The 18,841-nt window shown below is 53.5% G+C and carries 13 protein-coding genes and 1 pseudogene; 5 read left to right on the top strand and 9 right to left on the bottom strand.

The features are described from left to right. Window positions 1-22 precede the first annotated feature (22 nt). Window positions 23-3,247, bottom strand: a complete 3,225-nt coding sequence (locus tag BN8_RS15300; protein WP_040005840.1) for a WD40/YVTN/BNR-like repeat-containing protein — start codon at window positions 3,245-3,247, stop codon at window positions 23-25. Window positions 3,248-3,287: 40 nt separating this feature from the next. Further along, entirely contained in the window at window positions 3,288-3,875 is a 588-nt protein-coding gene (locus tag BN8_RS15295; protein ID WP_009282812.1) for a PepSY domain-containing protein, read from the bottom strand. Window positions 3,876-4,049: 174 nt separating this feature from the next. Between BN8_RS15295 and BN8_RS15290 the strand changes: the two genes are divergently transcribed. The 5 genes from BN8_RS15290 (at window position 4,050) to BN8_RS15270 (ending at window position 14,741) form a co-directional block, all read left to right on the top strand. Beyond that, window positions 4,050-6,455, top strand: a complete 2,406-nt coding sequence (locus BN8_RS15290; RefSeq protein ID WP_009282811.1) for a TonB-dependent receptor — start codon at window positions 4,050-4,052, stop codon at window positions 6,453-6,455. Window positions 6,456-6,954: 499 nt separating this feature from the next. Then, a complete protein-coding gene (locus BN8_RS15285) occupies window positions 6,955-11,034 on the top strand; it encodes a hybrid sensor histidine kinase/response regulator transcription factor (RefSeq protein WP_009282810.1) in 4,080 nt (1,359 codons plus the stop codon). Window positions 11,035-11,391: 357 nt separating this feature from the next. Beyond that, window positions 11,392-12,141 carry a DUF5602 domain-containing protein gene (locus BN8_RS15280; RefSeq protein WP_009282809.1) on the top strand — a complete coding sequence of 250 codons (750 nt, stop codon included), beginning with the start codon at window positions 11,392-11,394 and terminating at the stop codon, window positions 12,139-12,141. Between the two features lie 63 nt (window positions 12,142-12,204). Further along, window positions 12,205-13,218: a hypothetical protein gene (locus BN8_RS15275; protein WP_009282808.1), complete on the top strand. Its 1,014-nt coding sequence runs from the start codon at window positions 12,205-12,207 to the stop codon at window positions 13,216-13,218. A gap of 41 nt (window positions 13,219-13,259) precedes the next feature. Beyond that, on the top strand, window positions 13,260-14,741 hold the full coding sequence (locus BN8_RS15270) for an MBOAT family O-acyltransferase (RefSeq protein WP_040005839.1): 1,482 nt from the start codon (window positions 13,260-13,262) through the stop codon (window positions 14,739-14,741). On the opposite strand, the pseudogene BN8_RS32890 reads toward BN8_RS15270, so the two are convergent. From BN8_RS32890 to BN8_RS31795, 7 genes and pseudogenes are all read right to left on the bottom strand, one after another. Continuing rightward, window positions 14,738-14,920, bottom strand: a pseudogene (locus BN8_RS32890) (hypothetical protein); the annotation flags it as partial. The gene BN8_RS15270 and the pseudogene BN8_RS32890 overlap by 4 nt on opposite strands. A gap of 369 nt (window positions 14,921-15,289) precedes the next feature. Further along, window positions 15,290-16,510, bottom strand: a complete 1,221-nt coding sequence (locus BN8_RS15265) for a right-handed parallel beta-helix repeat-containing protein (RefSeq protein ID WP_192579053.1) — start codon at window positions 16,508-16,510, stop codon at window positions 15,290-15,292. Window positions 16,511-16,527: 17 nt separating this feature from the next. Next, complete coding sequence (locus BN8_RS15260; protein WP_144051673.1) at window positions 16,528-16,842, bottom strand: hypothetical protein; 315 nt, start codon at window positions 16,840-16,842, stop codon at window positions 16,528-16,530. Window positions 16,843-16,873: 31 nt separating this feature from the next. Next, window positions 16,874-17,260 (bottom strand): hypothetical protein, encoded by a 387-nt coding sequence (locus tag BN8_RS15255; RefSeq protein WP_009282804.1) that lies wholly within the window; start codon window positions 17,258-17,260, stop codon window positions 16,874-16,876. Window positions 17,261-17,319: 59 nt separating this feature from the next. Next, window positions 17,320-17,775 carry a lipocalin-like domain-containing protein gene (locus tag BN8_RS15250; protein WP_009282803.1) on the bottom strand — a complete coding sequence of 152 codons (456 nt, stop codon included), beginning with the start codon at window positions 17,773-17,775 and terminating at the stop codon, window positions 17,320-17,322. Window positions 17,776-17,778: 3 nt separating this feature from the next. Next, window positions 17,779-18,321 (bottom strand): hypothetical protein, encoded by a 543-nt coding sequence (locus BN8_RS15245; RefSeq protein ID WP_009282802.1) that lies wholly within the window; start codon window positions 18,319-18,321, stop codon window positions 17,779-17,781. Between the two features lie 13 nt (window positions 18,322-18,334). Then, window positions 18,335-18,817, bottom strand: coding sequence for a hypothetical protein (locus BN8_RS31795; RefSeq protein ID WP_009282801.1), 483 nt, complete (start codon window positions 18,815-18,817; stop codon window positions 18,335-18,337). Window positions 18,818-18,841: the final 24 nt, after the last annotated feature.

Here is an 18,841-nt window from a genome sequence, read left to right as displayed (position 1 = left end):
GAGAGAGTTGCAGGTACATTGATTAGGGGGTAATAGCTGGAATACGCTGTTCGGTTACCATCCGGTTAAATTCCGGAACCTGCTGATCGATAATCTCCTTCAGCTTGGTCAGGGCCGTGTTGACCTGTTTTTCGAGAGCCTCATAAACAACGTAAGAAGCTTTGGTTGGTTTGGTCTCGGCAGAACCCACCACGCCCGCTACGCCCGACAGTTTATCGTTCAGTCGGATCGGGTAGGCCAGTGCATCCTGCATGGCCTTCGATTTAGGTTGCATCAGGGTTGATTCCAACTGATCGAGGGTTTCGAGCATGGGCTTGGTGGCCTTCTTGAACTTCTCCGCCACAGCCGGGTCTTTTACCTCCTTTAAATACCCGTTTATCTGATTCCGAATCAGCCGAATCTGATTGATGCCCTTGTGCGTTTCCGACAGTTTACCATTGATTTTCATCAGCAAATCAAACTGCTCTTTATAGTCGGCCTCGGTAAGCGGTAGCCGGGGGTCTTTCAGAATGGTGATCGGTTGTTCGGCAACCAGTGAATCGCCCAGCAACAGCCGGACTTTGTACGATCCCGGCACTACTTTCGCGCCCGTTCCCCGGCCCGTCCACATGACGTTGGTGCCTTCGACGGACGTCGCATCCGGGTAGCGCATGTCCCAGACGAACGCATTCATGCCCGCCTGTGTGGGGGGCGTACCGGGCCGTCGGATGGTGATGTCCTCAAAAAATTCTTTGACGACCTTGAGCGGTTGTCCACGCCGATCTTTCGTACTCGAATAGGTGATAACCGTATCGTTTGCGCTGGTCAGAAAAACCAGCTTCAACTCTTTCGCCGGTCTGCTTTTCAGGTAATACCGCACCAGCACACCATTGGGAGCATTTTCGCCCTGTTCAGGCACATCGCCCGGCCCCAATACCTGGCTACCGCCGTCCATCCGGTAGGCCGTTCGGGGTTTGAACAGGTGAGCTTTTTTGCCCGCCAGCGCGTCCTGCCCGTCGGCAATTTCATGCAGGGGCGTAATATCGTCCATAATCCAGAACGAGCGGCCGTGGGTGGCCACAATCAAGTCTTTCTCGCGCTTATGAATCTGTAGGTCGCGGATGGGCGTGATGGGCAGATTCAGGTTTAATTTTTGCCACAAGGCCCCGTCGTTGAACGAAACGTAAACGCCCCGTTCCGTGCCGGCATACAGCAAACCGGGTTTGTTAGGGTCTTCGCGCACGACATGCGTGTATTCATCCGCCGGAATACCCGTTGTGATGGGGGTCCACGTTTTGCCGTAGTCCGTCGTTTTAAACAGATACGGTTTGGTATCCCCTGACATATAGCGTTTCGCAGCCAGATAGGCCTTGCCCTTAGCATGGTCGGATGGATGCACGAGGCTCAGGATGGCCCATTCCGGCAACATCGACGTGGGGGGCGTAATTTTTTGCCACGTTTTGGCATCGTCGCGGCTGATGTGCATCACGCCATCGTCGGAGCCGGCCCAGAATACCCCTTTTTCCAACGGCGATTCGGCGAAGGTAAATATCGTTGGGTACGTTTCGGCCCCGGTATTGTCTTTCGTGATCGGTCCGCCCGTGTCGCCCTGCGTTTTGGGGTCGTTGCGGGTCAGGTCGGGGCTGATGTCTTCCCACGAATGGCCGTAATCCATACTCCGATGCACGTACTGCGAGGTCACGTACAGAGCCTTTGAGTCATGGGGCGAAAACACAATCGGGAATGTCCACTGGAACCGGTATTTGCGGTCGGATGAAGGAGCCCCCATGCTGTATTCGGGATAGACGTTGATGCGCTGATTCTGGTCAGTCGCCTTGTCGTAGCGCGTAATCAGCCCGTCGTAACTACCGCCGAAGGTGACGTTCGGATTGTTGGGGTCCGACGTTATATAACCCGACTCCCCCCCGGCTACCGAATACCAGGCCGAGGGTCCGATGACAAAGTCGGTCGTTCGGCTGGCAATGCGGATGGCGGAGTTATCCTGCTGGGCACCGTACAGATTATAGGGGAAATCGTTATCGACCGAAACGTGGTAAAACTGGGCCGTGGGGATGTCTATGTCCGAGAACGTGGCTCCCCCGTTGTAGGTTATTTCGGCCCCGCCATCGTCGGCAATGATAAAATTCTGCGGGTTCTTCGGGTTCCACCAGATGTCGTGCGTATCGCCGTGGTGTACATTGATGGTCTGAAAGGTTTTACCGCCATCAAACGACTTCATTGCGTTCACATTCAGCACAATGAGGCCATTTTCGTTCTGCGGATCAGCGGCCAGCATCATATAGTACCAGGGGCGCTGCCAGAGATTTTTGTCTTCGTTGATCAGCTGCCAGCTCATCCCGGCATCATCGGAGCGGTACAGCCCGCCTTTCGCGTTTTCAATCATGGCGTACAGGCGGTTCGAGTTGGCGGGCGAGACCGCAATACCAATTTTGCCGAGTAGTCCCCGCGGCATACCGGGCCGGTCGTGGAGGGGCATCCAGGTCTCGCCCCCATCGGTCGATTTGTAGAGACCGCAGCCCGGCCCCCCGCTACTCATCATGTAGCTGTTGCGGTAGGCCTGCCAGGTGGATGCATACACAATAGACGGATTGTTGGGGTCCAGTTCTACGACCGCTGCGCCCGTGCTGTCGTTTTTGGCCAGGATGTGTTTCCAGGTTTTGCCACCGTCGGTTGTTTTGAATACGCCCCGCTCCTTGTTGGGAGCGAACGGATTGCCCAGGGCGGCTACGTAAGCGATATCGGGATTCTGGGGATGGACTTCGATATTACCAATGGCATCGGCCAGTTTCAGGCCCATGTGTCTCCAGGTTTTGCCCCCATCGATCGATTTATAAACCCCGTCGCCGTTGGAAATATTGCTGCGGATGTCGGACTCGCCCATACCGACGTAAATCGTGTTGGGGTCCGACGGCGCAACGGTTATAGCCCCGACCGAACTGGATTTAAACGTACTGTCGGAGATAGGCGACCAGTTGGCACCCCCATCGGTTGTTTTCCAGACCCCCCCGCCGACAGCCCCGAAGTAATAGGTGAGTGGCTGATCGGAATGCCCGGCGGCCGCCAGTGAGCGGCCGCCCCGGAACGGGCCAATATTGCGCCAACGTAACCCGTTGAATAAACTGTCGGTGGCGGTTCTGACGGAAGTCGGAGCCGTCTTTGGCTTTTGTTTACGTTGGGCCAGAGCGGGTGCGGTGGGCAACAGCGCAAGGGCCACCAGAGGTGTAATGAACGTAAAAATAGAACGCATAAAATGTAGGTTAGAACAATTTTCAGGAAACATTACCATATCACACGACCGCTTTAGCCGACCGGGCCTGTTTCTGTTTGCGGATTCGTTTGGGCCCATAATACAAGTAAAAGCCCGTGATGGCGAAGATGAGTAGTGAAACACCCATTATGGTTGTGTACGTTAGTTTAATGGGCTGATCGCCAACTTGAAGCAGCGAATCGAAATACGAACCATCGTGCAGATGCTCAATAAAATCGGATCGCCGACGCTCGATATGCAGCACCTGACCCGTCGTGCAATCCAATTGAACACCCCAGTAGTGATCCTCAAACACAAATTTGACCATTCCTTTTTGCGGACGTATGTCGATCCGGTCCAGGTTGGTTGATAAATTGGCGGATACGGAATCGTGCAGAGTACGAAACGCAATTCGTTGCAGCGAGTCAATAGGCAACCACCGTTTCGCATCGGTCGAAGCACCGGCGTACGATTTGGCTAAGAGCAATCCGCCGGAATGTTTTTTCCAGCCTAATAACAGGCCCGTTCCAGCAATCAGCGTGAAGAAGATAAACAGCGCTCCCCCTAAGGCTCCATGAATTTTGCGGTAAAAACGAAGTCGGCGGGAGCTATCTTTGATATCATTCATGAATCAATTTGTTGCGTTTTGGCTATGCAGTCGCCAATTCGTTGGTAACTTGTATTTGGGTTAAATACCCGGCTGCGAAAAAACTTTTATTTCGTGTATTATGCAAAATAGTATTTAATTTTTAAGTTCTTTGCCACCAAGGCAACATTTAATTTGCTTTTTGGAGTACACTACATGAAGAAACGTATATTCCTTCTCTTTTTTATACCCGTTTGTTCAATCGTACACGCGCAGGTGTTGACGATTAAAAGCCGGGAAGATAACCAGCCGCTCGAGGGCGTGCAGATTTCGAGCGAAGTCCCCAGGGCATCAGTCGTGACGAACGCCAGCGGAAAGGCCGATATCACGGCTTTTAAAGGGGCTGAAGCCATTCAGATTCAAAGGATTGGTTACGGGCGACAAACGGTGAGTTATGACGCATTGCTGCAGGGTGGTTTTTCCGTATCCATTCGCCCGACAACGATTTCATTAGATCAGGTTGTAGTGACGGCGAATCGCTGGAACCAGTTGAGTCGGGACGTTCCGAATAAAATCACGACGATTTCGGCCAAAGATGTCCAGTTTCAGAATCCGCAGACGGCAGCAGACCTGCTCGGTATGTCGGGTGATGTGTTTATCCAGAAAAGTCAGCAGGGCGGAGGCAGTCCCATGATTCGGGGCTTTGCTACCAATCGCCTGTTGCTTGTGGTGGATGGCGTACGGATGAACACCGCTATTTTCCGGAGTGGTAACGTACAGAATGTACTTTCGTTAGATCCATTTGCCATCGCGAATACGGAGGTTCTGTTCGGTCCAGGATCGGTTATGTACGGCAGTGATGCCATTGCCGGAGTGATGAGTTTCTTCACGCTCACCCCCAAATTAGCCACGGGAACCAAGCCATTCATTTCGGGAGGTGCAGCCGGGCGATATTCATCGGCCAACAGTGAACTAACCGGCCATGCCGACGTGAATGTTGGCTGGCAGAAATGGGCACTCACCAGTAGCGTGTCGCATAATTACTTCGGCGATCTGAGGATGGGTGCGCACGGACCGAGTGAATACCTGCGACCGGAATACGTCGAACGGATTAACAACGAAGACCGCGTCATTTCCAACGCCGATTCGAGGGTGCAGCGGCCCAGCGGGTATTCACAAATCAATCTGATGCAAAAAATTCGGTTCAAGCCGAACGAGCGCTGGAATTTCGACTATGGATTTCACTACTCGAACACCTCCGATTACGCCCGTTATGACCGATTGCTGCGCTACCGGCGGGGACTTCCGCGTTCGGCCGAATGGAACTATGGCCCTCAAACGTGGGTGATGAACAAGTTCGCAATAAACCATACGATGTCGGGAGGCCTTTACGATCAGATGACGGTGCGACTGGCCCATCAGTTTTTCGCCGAGAGCCGCATCGACCGCGATCTGAAAACCCCCGAACGGCGAACGACGGAAGAGAATGTACAGGCGTTATCAGCTTCGGTTGACTTCGACAAACGAATGACCGACAGGCAGCGCGTGTTTTATGGTCTGGAAGCCATCTACAACGACGTTGTTTCAACGGCGACTACATTGAATATCAGCACGAACGTCGCTCAACCCGGCCCATCACGCTACCCCAAATCGAACTGGGCATCGTATGCCGTCTATTCAACCTATCAACTCAAAGCGAGCGATCAGCTAACGGTGCAGGCAGGTGCCCGCTATAATCAGTTTGTCCTGAATTCGCAGTTTGAAACCACTTTCTACCCTTTCCCGTTCACTAACGCCCGCTTGAATAACGGTGCCTTGACGGGCAGTTTGGGAGGGGTCTATAGTCCATCTGAATCCTGGGCCTTTAGCGCCAATCTGGCAACGGGTTTCCGGTCACCCAACGTCGATGATATCGGTAAGGTATTCGAGTCAACACCCGGTTCCGTGATTGTTCCCAACCCGGCTTTGAAGGCCGAATATGCTTATAATGCCGAGGTAGGCATTGCCAAAGTGATTGGCAATACGCTGAAAGTGGACCTGACGGGGTATTACACCTTACTGGACAACGCGCTCGTTCGTCGAAATTTTACCCTAAATGGCCGCGACAGCATCGTGTATAATGGCGAACTAAGCCAGGTACAGGCCATTCAAAACGCTGCGAATGCCCGGGTGTACGGCCTACAGGCGGGCATTAATTTGACCTTACCGGCTGGTTTTGGTCTGTCCTCGCAGTTCACTTACCAGAAAGGCGAAGAAGTTGTTGATGACGGTACCACCAGCCCGCTCCGCCACGCAGCTCCCTTCTTTGGCCTGACTCGGCTCAACTATACGGCTAATAAGTTTCGGGCAGAGGTTTATGGCATTTACAACAGTCCGGTTACAAACAGCCAACTGGCGCAGGAAGAACAGGGTAAAGATTATATGTACGCGATCGATGCAAATGGAAAGCCCTATTCGCCCAGTTGGTACACGCTCAATCTGAAAGTTCAGTATCTGGTAACTCCTTATTTATCCATCAACGGCGGAATTGAAAACCTAACTGACCAGCGGTATCGGCCCTACAGTTCGGGCCTTGTGGCACCGGGCCAGAACTTTATGATTGCCCTGAGAGGGCGGTTTTAACGATTCGTGCGGTTGGTTTACTCCTTAGCAGGCTTTTTCCCCAAATTAATCCATACAACCAAGTTTCAATCCCCCGCAACGCCAGGTGTATACAACATTATCTCAAAAGACTGAACGCGATCAGGCAGAAATACCTCGGAACGCACGCCCCCGGCAGCAGCGAATTGCCGACTTCGCGAACGATGATGACTCGTACCAACACACATCAACAATCAGGCAGGGATTTTAGCCGCTATGGCTGTTTAATGGCTGACTTTAGCCTGTAGTCCATAGACGTGTCGACAAGCCATTTTACCAGCACACTGTGCTGACATAATTCATATTCAGTGTCTCTAATCAAAGGAAATGCCCTACGCTATATCATGCGTAGGGCATTTCCTTGATCGTGCTGCTTTTATCACTAGAATCTAAAGTGATACTCTACCAATAGCATTGGTGTAGAAATCGTAAATCGAATGCAGCTAATTTTACGTATTTTGTGTGGCAATTTCCTCCTCGAATGCGCTGTCTGTTCCTACTACTGATACCGTTCACGCTGCTTGCTCAGCCCAAGGGCTGGCAGGAATTGACCATTTCCGACGGACTGTCGCAGGGCATGATCTTTGACCTGGCGCAGGATCGACAGGGCTTCCTCTGGATTGCCACCAAAGACGGATTGAACCGGTACGATGGGTACAACTTCATTGTTTTTACGCACGATTCTTACAATGAACACAGCATCTCCGATAACAATTGCTCTGCTCTGCTGATCGACCGGCGCGGCTGGCTCTGGGTGGGCACCCTGAACGGAGGAGTAAACCTGTTTAACACCCGTACCCAAGAGTTCTACCACCTCGACGTGCGTGAAAAGGCAACCAGTGCCGGCAACTATGCGATCAATTCCCTCTACGAAGACCCTCAGGGGAATGTCTGGGCGATTGCCAATGAGAGTAAACTAATTAAAATTACCGTTGCCAGGAACCTGACAATGGGATCAGCCGACACCAAAACGTTCACCAGTAAGTTCCGGATTACCCAGGTACACACGGGCGGGCAAACCTTCGGCACCTCCAGTCACCTCAGTTTTAGCCCCGATGGCCAGGCACTTGTGGTCTGCACCCGGGGCCTGTTCTATTTCAACTGGACCGCCACCCCAAAGGCCGTCCGCTTTATACCCTTTGAAAACGAGCCCGCTGATTTCCTGCCAAACTGTGGCAACGCCAGGAGCGACATCTGGTTTGCCTTTACGGGTAATACAATTATTGCCAGTCGTCGGGGCATCCGCAAAACGATTTCGTTTACTCAGTCTGGTCCAACGCCTGTTATAATACGACCAGTCAATGCGACCACTGTAGCCGTTGCCAAAGATGGCCTGCTCTGGTTATTGTCACCCGATGAGCTGTATAACCAGGTAAATCTTTCTCCTCTTAATGCATACGCGACCCTGCCACCTAACATTGGCCGGATCACCCGCCTGTTTATAGATAGGACAGGTACTATCTGGTTGGGAACCAACGGATATGGACTTCGAAAGTTCAACCCACGGGTGAGGCAGTTTCAGGTTTGGGTACCCACAACCAGTCCCTCCTACCTGTACGTCGACCGGCAGGCCCAGACCTATGTCCGCCACGAATACGCGTATGAAAAACTCGACCGGTCAACCAATCGGCTCGTCCCGTTTCTGAGTGATGCCTTACCACCTGCCGACAAACGACAGCGCTACCTGATGCAGGACCGGCAGGGCTTTTTCTGGGTATCAAACACCCACTTTCAGACCCACCAGATGCAGTTATTCAGGTTCTCGTCGGACTGGAAACTGCTGAAAAAATATCCATTACCACCTACTACATCGTTTGGCTTTTACAGCAACCAGACCGTCGAAGACAAAAACGGAAAGCTCTGGATTGGGGCCATCAATGGGAAACTACTCCGCTTCGATCCCGAAACGGAAACCTTTCATGTGTTCTCATACGAGTCGCTGCTGCCCCAGAAAGGAGCCGATATTGAAACGCATTCGTTGTACTTCGACCGAACCGGCACGCTCTGGATAGGCACAACGCGGGGGATGATCCGGGCGGATCATCCCCTGAACATGCCGACATTTTCCATTTATAAAAACAGCACTGCCAATCGCCAGAGTCTGAGCAACGACATTGTCCTGAGCCTGCTTGATGACCCGATTCAACCCTCCCGCTATCTGTGGGTGGGCACGAAGGGCGGGGGCCTGGACCGGCTCGACAAACAGACGGGGCAGTTTGTTCATTTTACGGAGAAGCAGGGGCTTCCCAACAAAGTCGTGTACGGTATTCTGCCCGATGAGTTCAGAAACCTGTGGTTGAGTACAAACCGGGGGCTGGCCCAGTTTAACCCGGCAACCCAGACATTTCGGAATTTTACCAAAGCCGACGGCCTACAGGACGACGAGTTCAATACGGGATCGTTCACCCGCGCTCCGTCGGGAGAGCTGCTATTTGGTGGAGTGCAGGGGTTAACTATATTTCGGGCGGCCAGTGTGATTCGGCCGCAGGGGTCGGCTCCTCAGGTACGCATCATTGGACTTAAGGTGAATAATGAGCCGGTGGAAGTCGGTGCAGCCGACAACATACTGAGCCAGGGGATTGAATACACCGAACAGCTCGATCTGGCGCACGACCAGAATCTGGTAACCTTTGAGTTTGGGGTAATGGATTTTACCAATCCAGCTAAAAACCGGTATCGATACCGGCTGCAACATATCGATAGAGATTGGGTCGACGCCGGCACAAACCGATTTGCCAATTACGCGCAGTTGCCCAGCGGCTCCTACACCCTGCAGATGATCGGCTCAGCGGATGGTGAGCACTGGAGCCAGCCGGTCAGTCTGCAACTCCGGGTGCATCCTCCCTTCTACCGCACCTGGTGGGCGTATCTGGTGTATGTACTCGTGTTGACGTTTGCAGGCTGGCAGGTGTATCGTTTTCAGAGTGGTCGACTGCTGTTGCAGCAACAGGTTTTGTTTGAGCAAAAAGAAGCGGGCCGACTGGCTGAACTCGATGCGCTCAAGACCCGGTTTTTTACCAATATCTCGCACGAATTCCGGACCCCACTCACCCTCATTCTGGGTCCGCTTACCAACCGGAAGCGTAAACCCCTGGGTGAGACTGACCTGGTGCTGATGGAGCGAAACGGCCAGCGGCTGATGAGCCTCATCAACCAGTTGCTCGACCTGAGCAAACTGGAAGCCGGTGGGCTTAAACCCAGCCCCGAGCCGGGCGACATCGCACAGTTTTTCCGTACGGTAGCCAGTTCCTTCCAGTCGCTGGCCGATAGCCGTGGCATCCGCTTCACGTTTATGCAGGATCAGCAGGTTGTATGGGCTAGTTTTGAGCGGGACAAACTGGAGAAGGTCGTAACGAATCTATTGTCGAATGCCTTCAAGTTTACCCCCGGTGGGCAGGAGGTGTGTATGGAGGTGGGGTACAGGCTTTCTAACACAACGGCGCAGTTGACACTAACCGTTGCCGATACGGGCATTGGTATTCCGTCCACCGACATGCCCCGGATATTCGACCGCTTTTACCAGCGAACGGAAGGGAAAAGCACTAGCCAGTACGAGGGAACGGGTATTGGGCTGGCACTGGTTCATGAACTGGTAAAGGTGCTGAACGGCAGCATCAGCGTAACCAGCATTGAGGGCGTCGGGACTACGTTTACCGTGGCGTTACCTCTGCTACTTACGGCTGAACAAACTCAGCCTGCACCGTATCACCCTGCTTCCGTACTTGCCCAGGCCGAGCCCGCTCTCATCCAGGCCACTACCGTTGCCCCGAACAGCGACCGTATTCTGCTCATCATCGACGACAACGCCGACATTCGGACGTACGTGCGAAGCGTTTTTGAGGCCGATTACCAGATTGAAGAAGCCGAAGACGGGCAGCAGGGGCTGGAGCGGGCCACCGCCCTCACGCCCGACCTGGTGATCTGTGACCTGATGATGCCCCGGCTGGATGGATTCGGCTTCTGCAAGGCCCTGAAAACCCAGGACGCCACCAGCCACATTCCGGTGGTGATGCTCACGGCCAAGGCCACCGTTCAGGACCGAATTGAGGGTTTTGAACTCGGAGCCGACGACTACCTCACCAAGCCCTTCCAGGCGCAGGAGCTAGGGGCCAGGGTGCGTAACCTGCTCGATAAACAGGAGCGACTCCGGCACTACTTCGGCCAGCAACCCGTTTCGGCTCCCGTGGTGGTTCAGGCCGATGCTGCGGTGCCAGCCATGTCGCGGGAGGACATTTTTCTGCAAAAAGCCCGGCAGGTACTCGAAGTCCGGTACAGCGATAGCCAGTTTGGGGTGGAGGAGTTCAGCCAGGCTATGGGCCTGAGCCCTTCGCAGCTGCTGCGAAAACTGCGGGCCTTAACAGCCATGACGGCGGTAGAATACCTCCGGCGCTACCGCCTGGAGCAGGCGGCCTATCTGCTTACGACGCACTCAACAACCGTCTCGGATGTAGCTTTCGCAGTGGGTTTCGAAAGCTTACCTTACTTCACTAACGTGTTTCAGAAGCACTACGGTATGCTACCCTCCAAATACACACCGGCACCGGCCAGCAACGAAAGCTAGCTTGCTTATCGGTTGATAAAGTGTTCCAAATGGCCCCAAAATGGGGCTTTTTTTGGTCATGCTGGAAATGAGGAAAGGAAAGCTGGATTTGCGCTAACAGCGGGGGCTCTCTCGCCCCTACTTTTGGTACCAGTACACACGCACAAACCAGTACCCATTTTCTCTACCGTTTATGCCTCCCTACTACACACCCCCCAAACGCCTGCCCCAATCAATCGGGCACTTTTTAGCAAAGAATGGCCCAAAACAGGCAACATGTCGAAAATGAGTAAGTCCAAAATGCGCCAACGCGCTGGCGTGTTTCGAGTGCTCATTTGCAGACGATAATCTATTTATAAACCACCATATTTTCTTTCAATGAAAAAGTTCCTCCTGGGCCTGCTGGCCGCTCCGCTCTTTTTGGGTTGCAAGACCGACACGGCTACGCAGCCCGACCGCTTCTTTGGCCCCTCGGTGCCCATTGGCAATGGCACCGTTAGAACTTGGGTCAGTCTGGATGCCCAAAACAACCCAACAACCATTGGTTTTACGCTCAGCAAAGGTGCTCTCGACAACCTGCCCGGCACCCTTCCCGAAACAGCCTATATGCTGGCCCTTCCCGATGAGGCTACGACCAAAACACCCTTCAAACACGTGATGATTAACTGGAACCCCCAGGGACACGAACCGTCGGGTATTTACAACGTGCCTCACTTCGACTTCCATTTCTACATCCAGCCGATGAACGAAACGATGGCCATTCCACCCTACACGACCGCATCAGCCGCGAAGTTCGATAAGCTCCCACCAGTCGGCAGCATCCACTCCGACTTTGCCAAAGGTCCGGGGGGCGTGCCGGGCATGGGCGCACACTGGTCCGACCTCACCAGCCCTGAATTTAAAGGAACGCCTTTCACCGAAACGTTTGTGTTTGGTTCCTACGACGGTCAGGTGACCTTCTGGGAGCAGATGATTACGCTGGCCTACCTCAAAACCAATCCCAATCTGGATAAGGCCATCAAGCAGCCGAGTGTATTTGTGCCGGGCTATTACCCCCAACGCTATGGCATTCGCTCCAACGCCGATGGCAGTCTAGACATTCTGATGAACCAGATGATCAAGCGCTAACACGTTTAGACGCGCCCGGTCCCCGCAGCCGGGTGCGTCAATGACCTTACCTCCTTTCCGATCATGCTCCTCACTAAACAAACTGCCCTGCTTTGTGCGGGTTTAGTCCTGGCTTTTGTTGTAAGCTGGGAACTCTACTGGCGTAGCCAGAATGTAGTTTTGGGCTACAACGACGACGATAGCCGCTGGGCCGCCACCCGCCAACTGATTTACCAGAGTACCCCAACCCGGCCCGTGCTGATTGGGTCGTCGCGCTCTAAGTTCGATATAGACCTGGAAACCTGGGAGCAGATCGTGGGCCAAAAGCCCATTCAGTTGTCGCTCAATGGCACCTCGCCCCGCCCGGTCCTGACCGACCTCGGCAATGACCCCAACTTCAGAGGTACCCTGATCGTGGATGTTACCGAGATGCTGTTTTTTAGCCCTGACAGGTCATTTCCTGAAAAAGAAGCACTCCGGCGCGTCCACCACTACCCCCACTGGTCGCTTTCAGAACAAGCCAGTTTTTGGATCAGTGAAATGCTGGAATCAAGGTTGGTTTTCCTAGACGAAATGAACCTTTCGCTGGGGGCGTTTTTGAAGAAACTCCCCATCCCGAACCGGCCCGGTGCTTTCGGTGGGCCAGTATTTCCCCGCGAATTTGAGGTGGTCAGCCCCGACCGGCAGTCGCGCATGACTCTGGCCTTTCTGGCCGACACCACACTGCAAAACGAGGTGAAGCAGGTTTGGGTAGATGTAGGTAAGTACGTTCCGATGAAACCCGCTGTGGGAGCCGAACTGCTGGCTATTCTGAACGCTACCAAACGTTCCGTGGATCAGATTCGGGCGCGGGGTGGTCGTGTTATCTTTCTCCGAACGCCGTCGGACGGCGTGATGCGGCAGGCTGAAAAAGCTCTGTTTCCCCGTGAGAAGTACTGGAACCGGCTGCTGACACACACCCAAACGACGGGCATTTATTTCGAGGACTACCCCGAACTGCGCCAGTTCACCTGCCCCGAATGGTCACACCTGGCTCCACAGGACGCGATTACGTTCACCCAGAACCTGATTCCGGTTGTTCGGCCACTCACCCGGTAACTGAATTGCTCATCCCACCAACTTGCCAACCAATATCGCCCATGGTTTTCAACTCGTTTACCTTTGTCATATTCTTCGCGGTGATGCTGGCGTTGCACAACGCACCCCTGCCGTGGAAAGTCAAAAAAATAAACCTTCTGCTGGGCAGCTACCTGTTCTATGCCCTCTGGAACCCGCCGTTTATTCTGTTGCTGTGGCTCTCTACGGTGGTGGATTTTTACATGGCCCGGCTCATTGCCGACGAGCACCGGCCCGCCCGCCGAAAGGCTCTGCTGGCGGTCAGCCTGGTGCTAAACCTCGGTATGCTAAGTTATTTTAAGTACGGTGGCTTTCTGCTTGAGAATTTTACGGTCCTGCTCGATAGCCTCGGCATTGCCTTTCAGGCGGCCAAACCCGACATCATTCTGCCCGTTGGCATTTCGTTTTACACTTTCGTGACGCTCTCCTACACCCTCGACGTGTATCGGCGCAAGTTTGCCCCGGAGCCGTCGCTGCTCAATTTTGCCTTGTTCGTCACCTACTTTCCGCACCTAGTAGCCGGTCCCATTGTGCGGCCCGAAGACCTCATCCCGCAGTTTAAAACACCCCACCGGGCCACCGCCGACCAACTCCGCTGGGGTTTGTTGCTGCTCTCGCTGGGGTTGTTCATGAAGGTGACTATCGCCGACGGGCTGCTGGCCGACACCGCCGATTTGATTTTCTCCTTGCCGTTCCCGGTGCAGCCGCTCGATGCCTGGACGGGGGTGCTGGCTTTTTCGGGGCAGATTTTCTGTGACTTTGCGGGGTACTCCACCTGCGCCATTGGGGTATCGCTCTGTCTGGGCTTTGTCTTGCCCGACAACTTCCGGTATCCCTACGCAGCCATTGGGTTCAGGGATTTCTGGCGACGCTGGCACATTACCCTTTCCACCTGGCTGCGCGACTACCTCTACATTCCACTGGGCGGCAACCGGCACGGGGCCTTCCGAACCTACATCAACCTCATGATTACCATGCTGTTGGGTGGCCTGTGGCACGGAGCCTCGTGGAACTTTGTGGTCTGGGGTGGGCTGCATGGCCTGTTCCTTTGCGTAGAGCGGCTCATCGAGCAGGCCGGGCTTCGTCGGGCGGAGGCCGGTGAATGGGCGGAGAGCAAACCACTGGTAAGCCGGGCTTCGGTAGTCGGGTTGCCGGGGAACCAGGCCGTTCGGCGGTTTGGACTGGCTCTGCTGACGTTGTTTCTAGTCAACATCACGTGGGTATTCTTCCGCGCCCCTACGTTTGACGGGGCCATGCTGCTCATGCTGTGCATGTTCGGAGCTATTCCGGACGCGCCCGTTATGCTCACCACCACGGCTATTCTGACGGTGGGCCTCGTAACGGTGGGGCTGATTACGTGCCATTGGCTGCTGCGCGACAGTTCGCTGGTGCAGTTGGCCCGGCGGCTTCCGGGCTGGGTGTTGAGTCTGGCCTGGGCTGCGCTGCTGATTCTGGTGATTCTGACCCAGAAAGGCAGCGGCTCGTTTATCTATTTCCAGTTTTAAACGGCAGCTTCGTTTTGGACTTGCAACAAAATACTTGACAAATCTTTAAGCAACTTGTTGGAATTGACAACTGTAATAATCAAAAGGGAAAGATAATCTAGTGCCGAGTGTCTCCGCTGCCGGTTGTACCAAATCTCTATATATTCAAAGACGGCCTGCTTACCTACTGCTCGGCTATGAAAACTTGCTGATAGACCAGCTCTGACTTTAAGGTCTTAAAAAAAGCTTTCTGCTACCGCGTTGACCTTAGCCCTGAAGTTCGGTATTGGTGTCGGTTCAAGTTCGCAAGAACATACAATTTTTCGGGGAGGGCAGGCTGCAACTTTGTCCCAACAAAACAGCCAAGTCAATTCAGCCATGAAAACACAATCCATCTTCGTCGCAGCCGCCGTTATAGGGCTCTCGTTCAATTCAGCAGTCTCTACCGCTCAGGTCGTAGCCTCAACCGCTTTGATGTCCTCGCCAACCGTTCTTCACATAGGCCGTAATGATGTTACCTTTTTCAGCGAAGGCGATGTCATGAAAGGCCACCTGTTTCTGCCAAAAGCTTACAATGGCACTGACAAACTGCCAATCGTCAGCGATTCGGCTTTATCGTCTTCGTTGTAGCGAATGCGGACCATGGGTCGATCACCGGCCTGCGCCTGTACGAAGATGTTGTTTAGCACTTTCACATCACGGCAGGGGGGAGTACGTAGCGCGCCATTGCTGCCCACGTAGGTTTCGCCCCGGCTGATGTACAACGCCCCATACGTGTCACTCGCTACGTTCATGAACGTATTGTTAACCACCTGCGGACGAACGGCGGCAAACAGTCCCACGCCACCCCAGGCAGCCCCCACAATGATGTTATTACGGATAATGATATCAAAGCTCTCGGTATAGTCTTTGTTGTCTTTATCGAACCATTCTTCATCAGTATCGGTGTTGCCCGCCGTGACGCCCATATCGCCACAGTTGACAATCAGATTGTTCTCGATAAGGCAGTTTTTGGCTCCCCCTTTGGCGTAGAGGCCGGTCGTGGCAATGTCATGAACGTAGCAGTTGCGCACCACCATGTTGGAGCCGTTGACATTGTCGATTCCTTCGGCATTCTGCGCCGTGACGTTAGCCGGGCCAACCCCCGAGCGATAAATTTCGCAGTTCAGTACCTTGATGTTCGCGCAGCCCGGCACGATTTTGATGCAGTCACGGCCGGTGTCGTGGATGCGGCAGTTGCGAATGGTCAGGTCGCTGACGCTACGGCGGACGGGTTCGCCATCTTCCCAGTTGTTTTCAAGCTTGATGCCGTAGAGGTAGCCGCCCACAATTTCCAGGTTCTCGATCAGCCCACCTACGATGGTCGGTTCGCGGTACCACAGCACCGACGTTACGTCCTCCACGTTTGTTACGGCTTTGATAACGGCCCATTCGCCGGGGTAGGAGCGAAGTGTCAGGTTACAGGTACGTATTTTGATCTCCCGGCTCTCGTGCGTACCCGCGCGGAGTTCGATGGCATCGCCCGGTTTGGCCAAATCAACCGCTTTCTGAACCATTTTCAGCGGTCTTTCCAGTGTACCGTCGTTACTGTCGCTGCCGTTGGTGTCCACGTACCACGTTCGGGGCACGGGGTTGGGTTCGGTGCAGGCAAAGCCCGAACCGGTTGGGTTCGTGTTCGTATTGCCCGGTGTTGGATCGTCGGGGGCGGGGTCGTTAGCGGCTTTTTGGCACTGCCCGAACGCAAGCAGGAGCAGCCCACCTAACAGGGATAGACGCAGGGTTTTCATCATGACCATATCGGGTAGACTTATTTCAGGCTGTAGTCTTCGTAGTCTTGAATGCGGAGCGTGGTCTGCTCTTTGCCCGGTTGCCAGTACCAGACGTTCACCCGAAGTGTCTTTTCATTAATGAACACCCCAAAAAAACGACCTTGGTGGGCGGGACTGAACCCATCAATTGGCATTTCGTCGGCTGCAACCACTGGACTCTTCAAGGTATACGCAGCGTGTCCGTATATCTTATTGGCGTTTCTGGGCCAATGCCAGGTCACTTTTCCCACGCTGGTTGCATCGAACGTGAACGCAAAGTTTTCCAACCGGCCGAGCCAATAAGTTTTGGGCAATTTCGCCCCGATGTTCTGCACGAAGGGCAACTCAATTTTTCGTAATGACCCAGTGGTCGTGATTGAGATTCTTCGGGCGGGCTAATTCGGTGGTGCCGAGTAACGTAAACGAGGTTTGAATCCCGTTGGCCCTGAACGTAATGGTGACGTTATCGCCGGCTTCGTTCAGGTTCCAGGTGCCATCGTACGAACCGCTCAGGTCCTGCCAGATGAATTCACCGGTTGCTTTGAAGTTGATGGTAAATACCCGGAACGTCGCCGTATTCTTATAGGCAAACACGCCATGCCACTGCGTATCGCTGATGGGGTCGGTGGGTGCCGGTGTCGGGTCGTCTTTGGCTGTCTGTCTGGAGCAGGCCAGCCCAACCACAACTAATAACGGGATAAGAAAAAGTAGGAAAAAGGAGTAGCGTTTCATGGTGGTTCGTGCTGAAAAATGAATAATTCCGTCGACGGGTGGCCGCTGCCTTACGGTCTCTATAACCGGGTGTATTTAATGACCAATCGCTTCGCTTTCGTTGGATTCGGCATCTGCGGGTTGGCGGCATAGTCAAAATCCCAGGTCATGGTATTGCCGCTTAGGGTAAGGTCGTAGTCGGAATCAGGCAGGCTTTTGTCCGGCACCACGATCCGCAGCTTTCGGCCCGATACTGACCACCGGCCCGCCTTATTCATCCGTTCGATGGTCTTTTTCATCGGACCACAGCTCTCCGGCACGTCGACGCGCATGGTGCCATCAGCTAGAAAGTTGTACGTAATACCGGCCGTGCAGGGCATCGTTTTAATGAGTTCAGGCTGCGAATCTTCGGTTTTGCCGTTTGCTTCGGTCAGAATCATGGCCGTGCGTTTCCAGGTACCTACAACGTTCTGCGCGTGTGCTGTTGCGTAAGCAAAGGCCAGTGCAAGTAGGAGTATGAGAGAGGGGGATTTCATGGCTTACAGTTTATGGTAGGTGTAAGTCAGGATATTTTTTTTGTATGGCCCCACTTTGGTTACATCCACGCTGAGAAACATAGTGGCAAGATTGCTACCGCCAGTGGGGATACCCGCTTCAATGTTATACGTTAAATCTCCGGTTTGCCCCAGCTCTTTGGCCAGTTCCCGCTCTTCGTCACCGATAATTTTCAACGTACCCATGTCAATAGTTTTCCCATCGAGCCGGGTGACATTCAGTTCCCAGCGTACTTCACGGCTTTCCATAGCTCTACCCGGATTGGTGTTTCCAGTGGCCTTAAGCCGCCCATCACTGAAAAACTCCCAAATGATGATCGTACCATTACTCTTAAGTTCTGGTCCCGTGTTTTTAACCGTTCCATTGTGCTCAGTGATCTCATAATTAGCGCGTATTGCTTCCCATCTCCCAATCAGGGTTTGCATATGGGTAGGTTGCGGGTCATCTTCGTTTTTATTGCCGCAACCCGCGCCGGAGTTGCCGAACAGCACAGCCACTAACAGGCTGTAGGCGAGGTATTTTTTCATGATGTTTCGTGTGTTATGGGTTTCGCTTCATGGTCCAGCGTATCGACGTAGCATCGGTATCGCCGATGGTGGTCTGCCCCTGAAGGGGTCTAATCAGCCAATCGACGTGATTGTCGCTAATGATGGCGACAGGCCCTTCCATCATATCGCCGTAAATTTCTTTTGGATCGGGGCTATCTAAGTACATGATGAATTGATTTGTATTGGCCTGCCCCTCTTTGAAAGACCAGCGCCCTATCAGAACGCACGTACCGTAGGAACAGCTTTCCAGTTTGCCGTCGGTATAAAATCTGAAGCCCAGTGCGCCCGGTTTTAGCTGAAGCGTTATTCTGTCGTTCGGCATGTGTGTCGAGGTTTCGGTTACTTCCCAGAGGCCACCCACAAAAAGTTTGCGGGCCTGCGGCTGCGGGTCATCTTCGTTTTTACGGCTGCAACCCGCTCCCGAGTTGCCGAATAACACAGCTGCTAACAGGCTGTAGATGAATAGTTTTTTCATGATCAAAAATAGAAAGGTAAAAAA

Origin of the sequence: Fibrisoma limi BUZ 3 (genome assembly GCF_000296815.2) — a bacterium.
Classification (GTDB): Bacteria; Bacteroidota; Bacteroidia; order Cytophagales; family Spirosomataceae; genus Fibrisoma; species Fibrisoma limi.
This window is presented reverse-complemented; position numbering and strand designations above follow the sequence as displayed.

What these genes read in the sequence shown, in the direction of transcription:
- BN8_RS15300 (WP_040005840.1), bottom strand. Translation starts at nt 3,247, where the DNA reads ATGCGTTCTATTTTTACGTTCATTACACCTCTGGTGGCCCTTGCGCTG.
- BN8_RS15295 (WP_009282812.1), bottom strand. Translation starts at nt 3,875, where the DNA reads ATGAATGATATCAAAGATAGCTCCCGCCGACTTCGTTTTTACCGCAAA.
- BN8_RS15290 (WP_009282811.1), top strand. Translation starts at nt 4,050, where the DNA reads ATGAAGAAACGTATATTCCTTCTCTTTTTTATACCCGTTTGTTCAATC.
- BN8_RS15285 (WP_009282810.1), top strand. Translation starts at nt 6,955, where the DNA reads ATGCGCTGTCTGTTCCTACTACTGATACCGTTCACGCTGCTTGCTCAG.
- BN8_RS15280 (WP_009282809.1), top strand. Translation starts at nt 11,392, where the DNA reads ATGAAAAAGTTCCTCCTGGGCCTGCTGGCCGCTCCGCTCTTTTTGGGT.
- BN8_RS15275 (WP_009282808.1), top strand. Translation starts at nt 12,205, where the DNA reads ATGCTCCTCACTAAACAAACTGCCCTGCTTTGTGCGGGTTTAGTCCTG.
- BN8_RS15270 (WP_040005839.1), top strand. Translation starts at nt 13,260, where the DNA reads ATGGTTTTCAACTCGTTTACCTTTGTCATATTCTTCGCGGTGATGCTG.
- BN8_RS15265 (WP_192579053.1), bottom strand. Translation starts at nt 16,510, where the DNA reads ATGATGAAAACCCTGCGTCTATCCCTGTTAGGTGGGCTGCTCCTGCTT.
- BN8_RS15255 (WP_009282804.1), bottom strand. Translation starts at nt 17,260, where the DNA reads ATGAAACGCTACTCCTTTTTCCTACTTTTTCTTATCCCGTTATTAGTT.
- BN8_RS15250 (WP_009282803.1), bottom strand. Translation starts at nt 17,775, where the DNA reads ATGAAATCCCCCTCTCTCATACTCCTACTTGCACTGGCCTTTGCTTAC.
- BN8_RS15245 (WP_009282802.1), bottom strand. Translation starts at nt 18,321, where the DNA reads ATGAAAAAATACCTCGCCTACAGCCTGTTAGTGGCTGTGCTGTTCGGC.
- BN8_RS31795 (WP_009282801.1), bottom strand. Translation starts at nt 18,817, where the DNA reads ATGAAAAAACTATTCATCTACAGCCTGTTAGCAGCTGTGTTATTCGGC.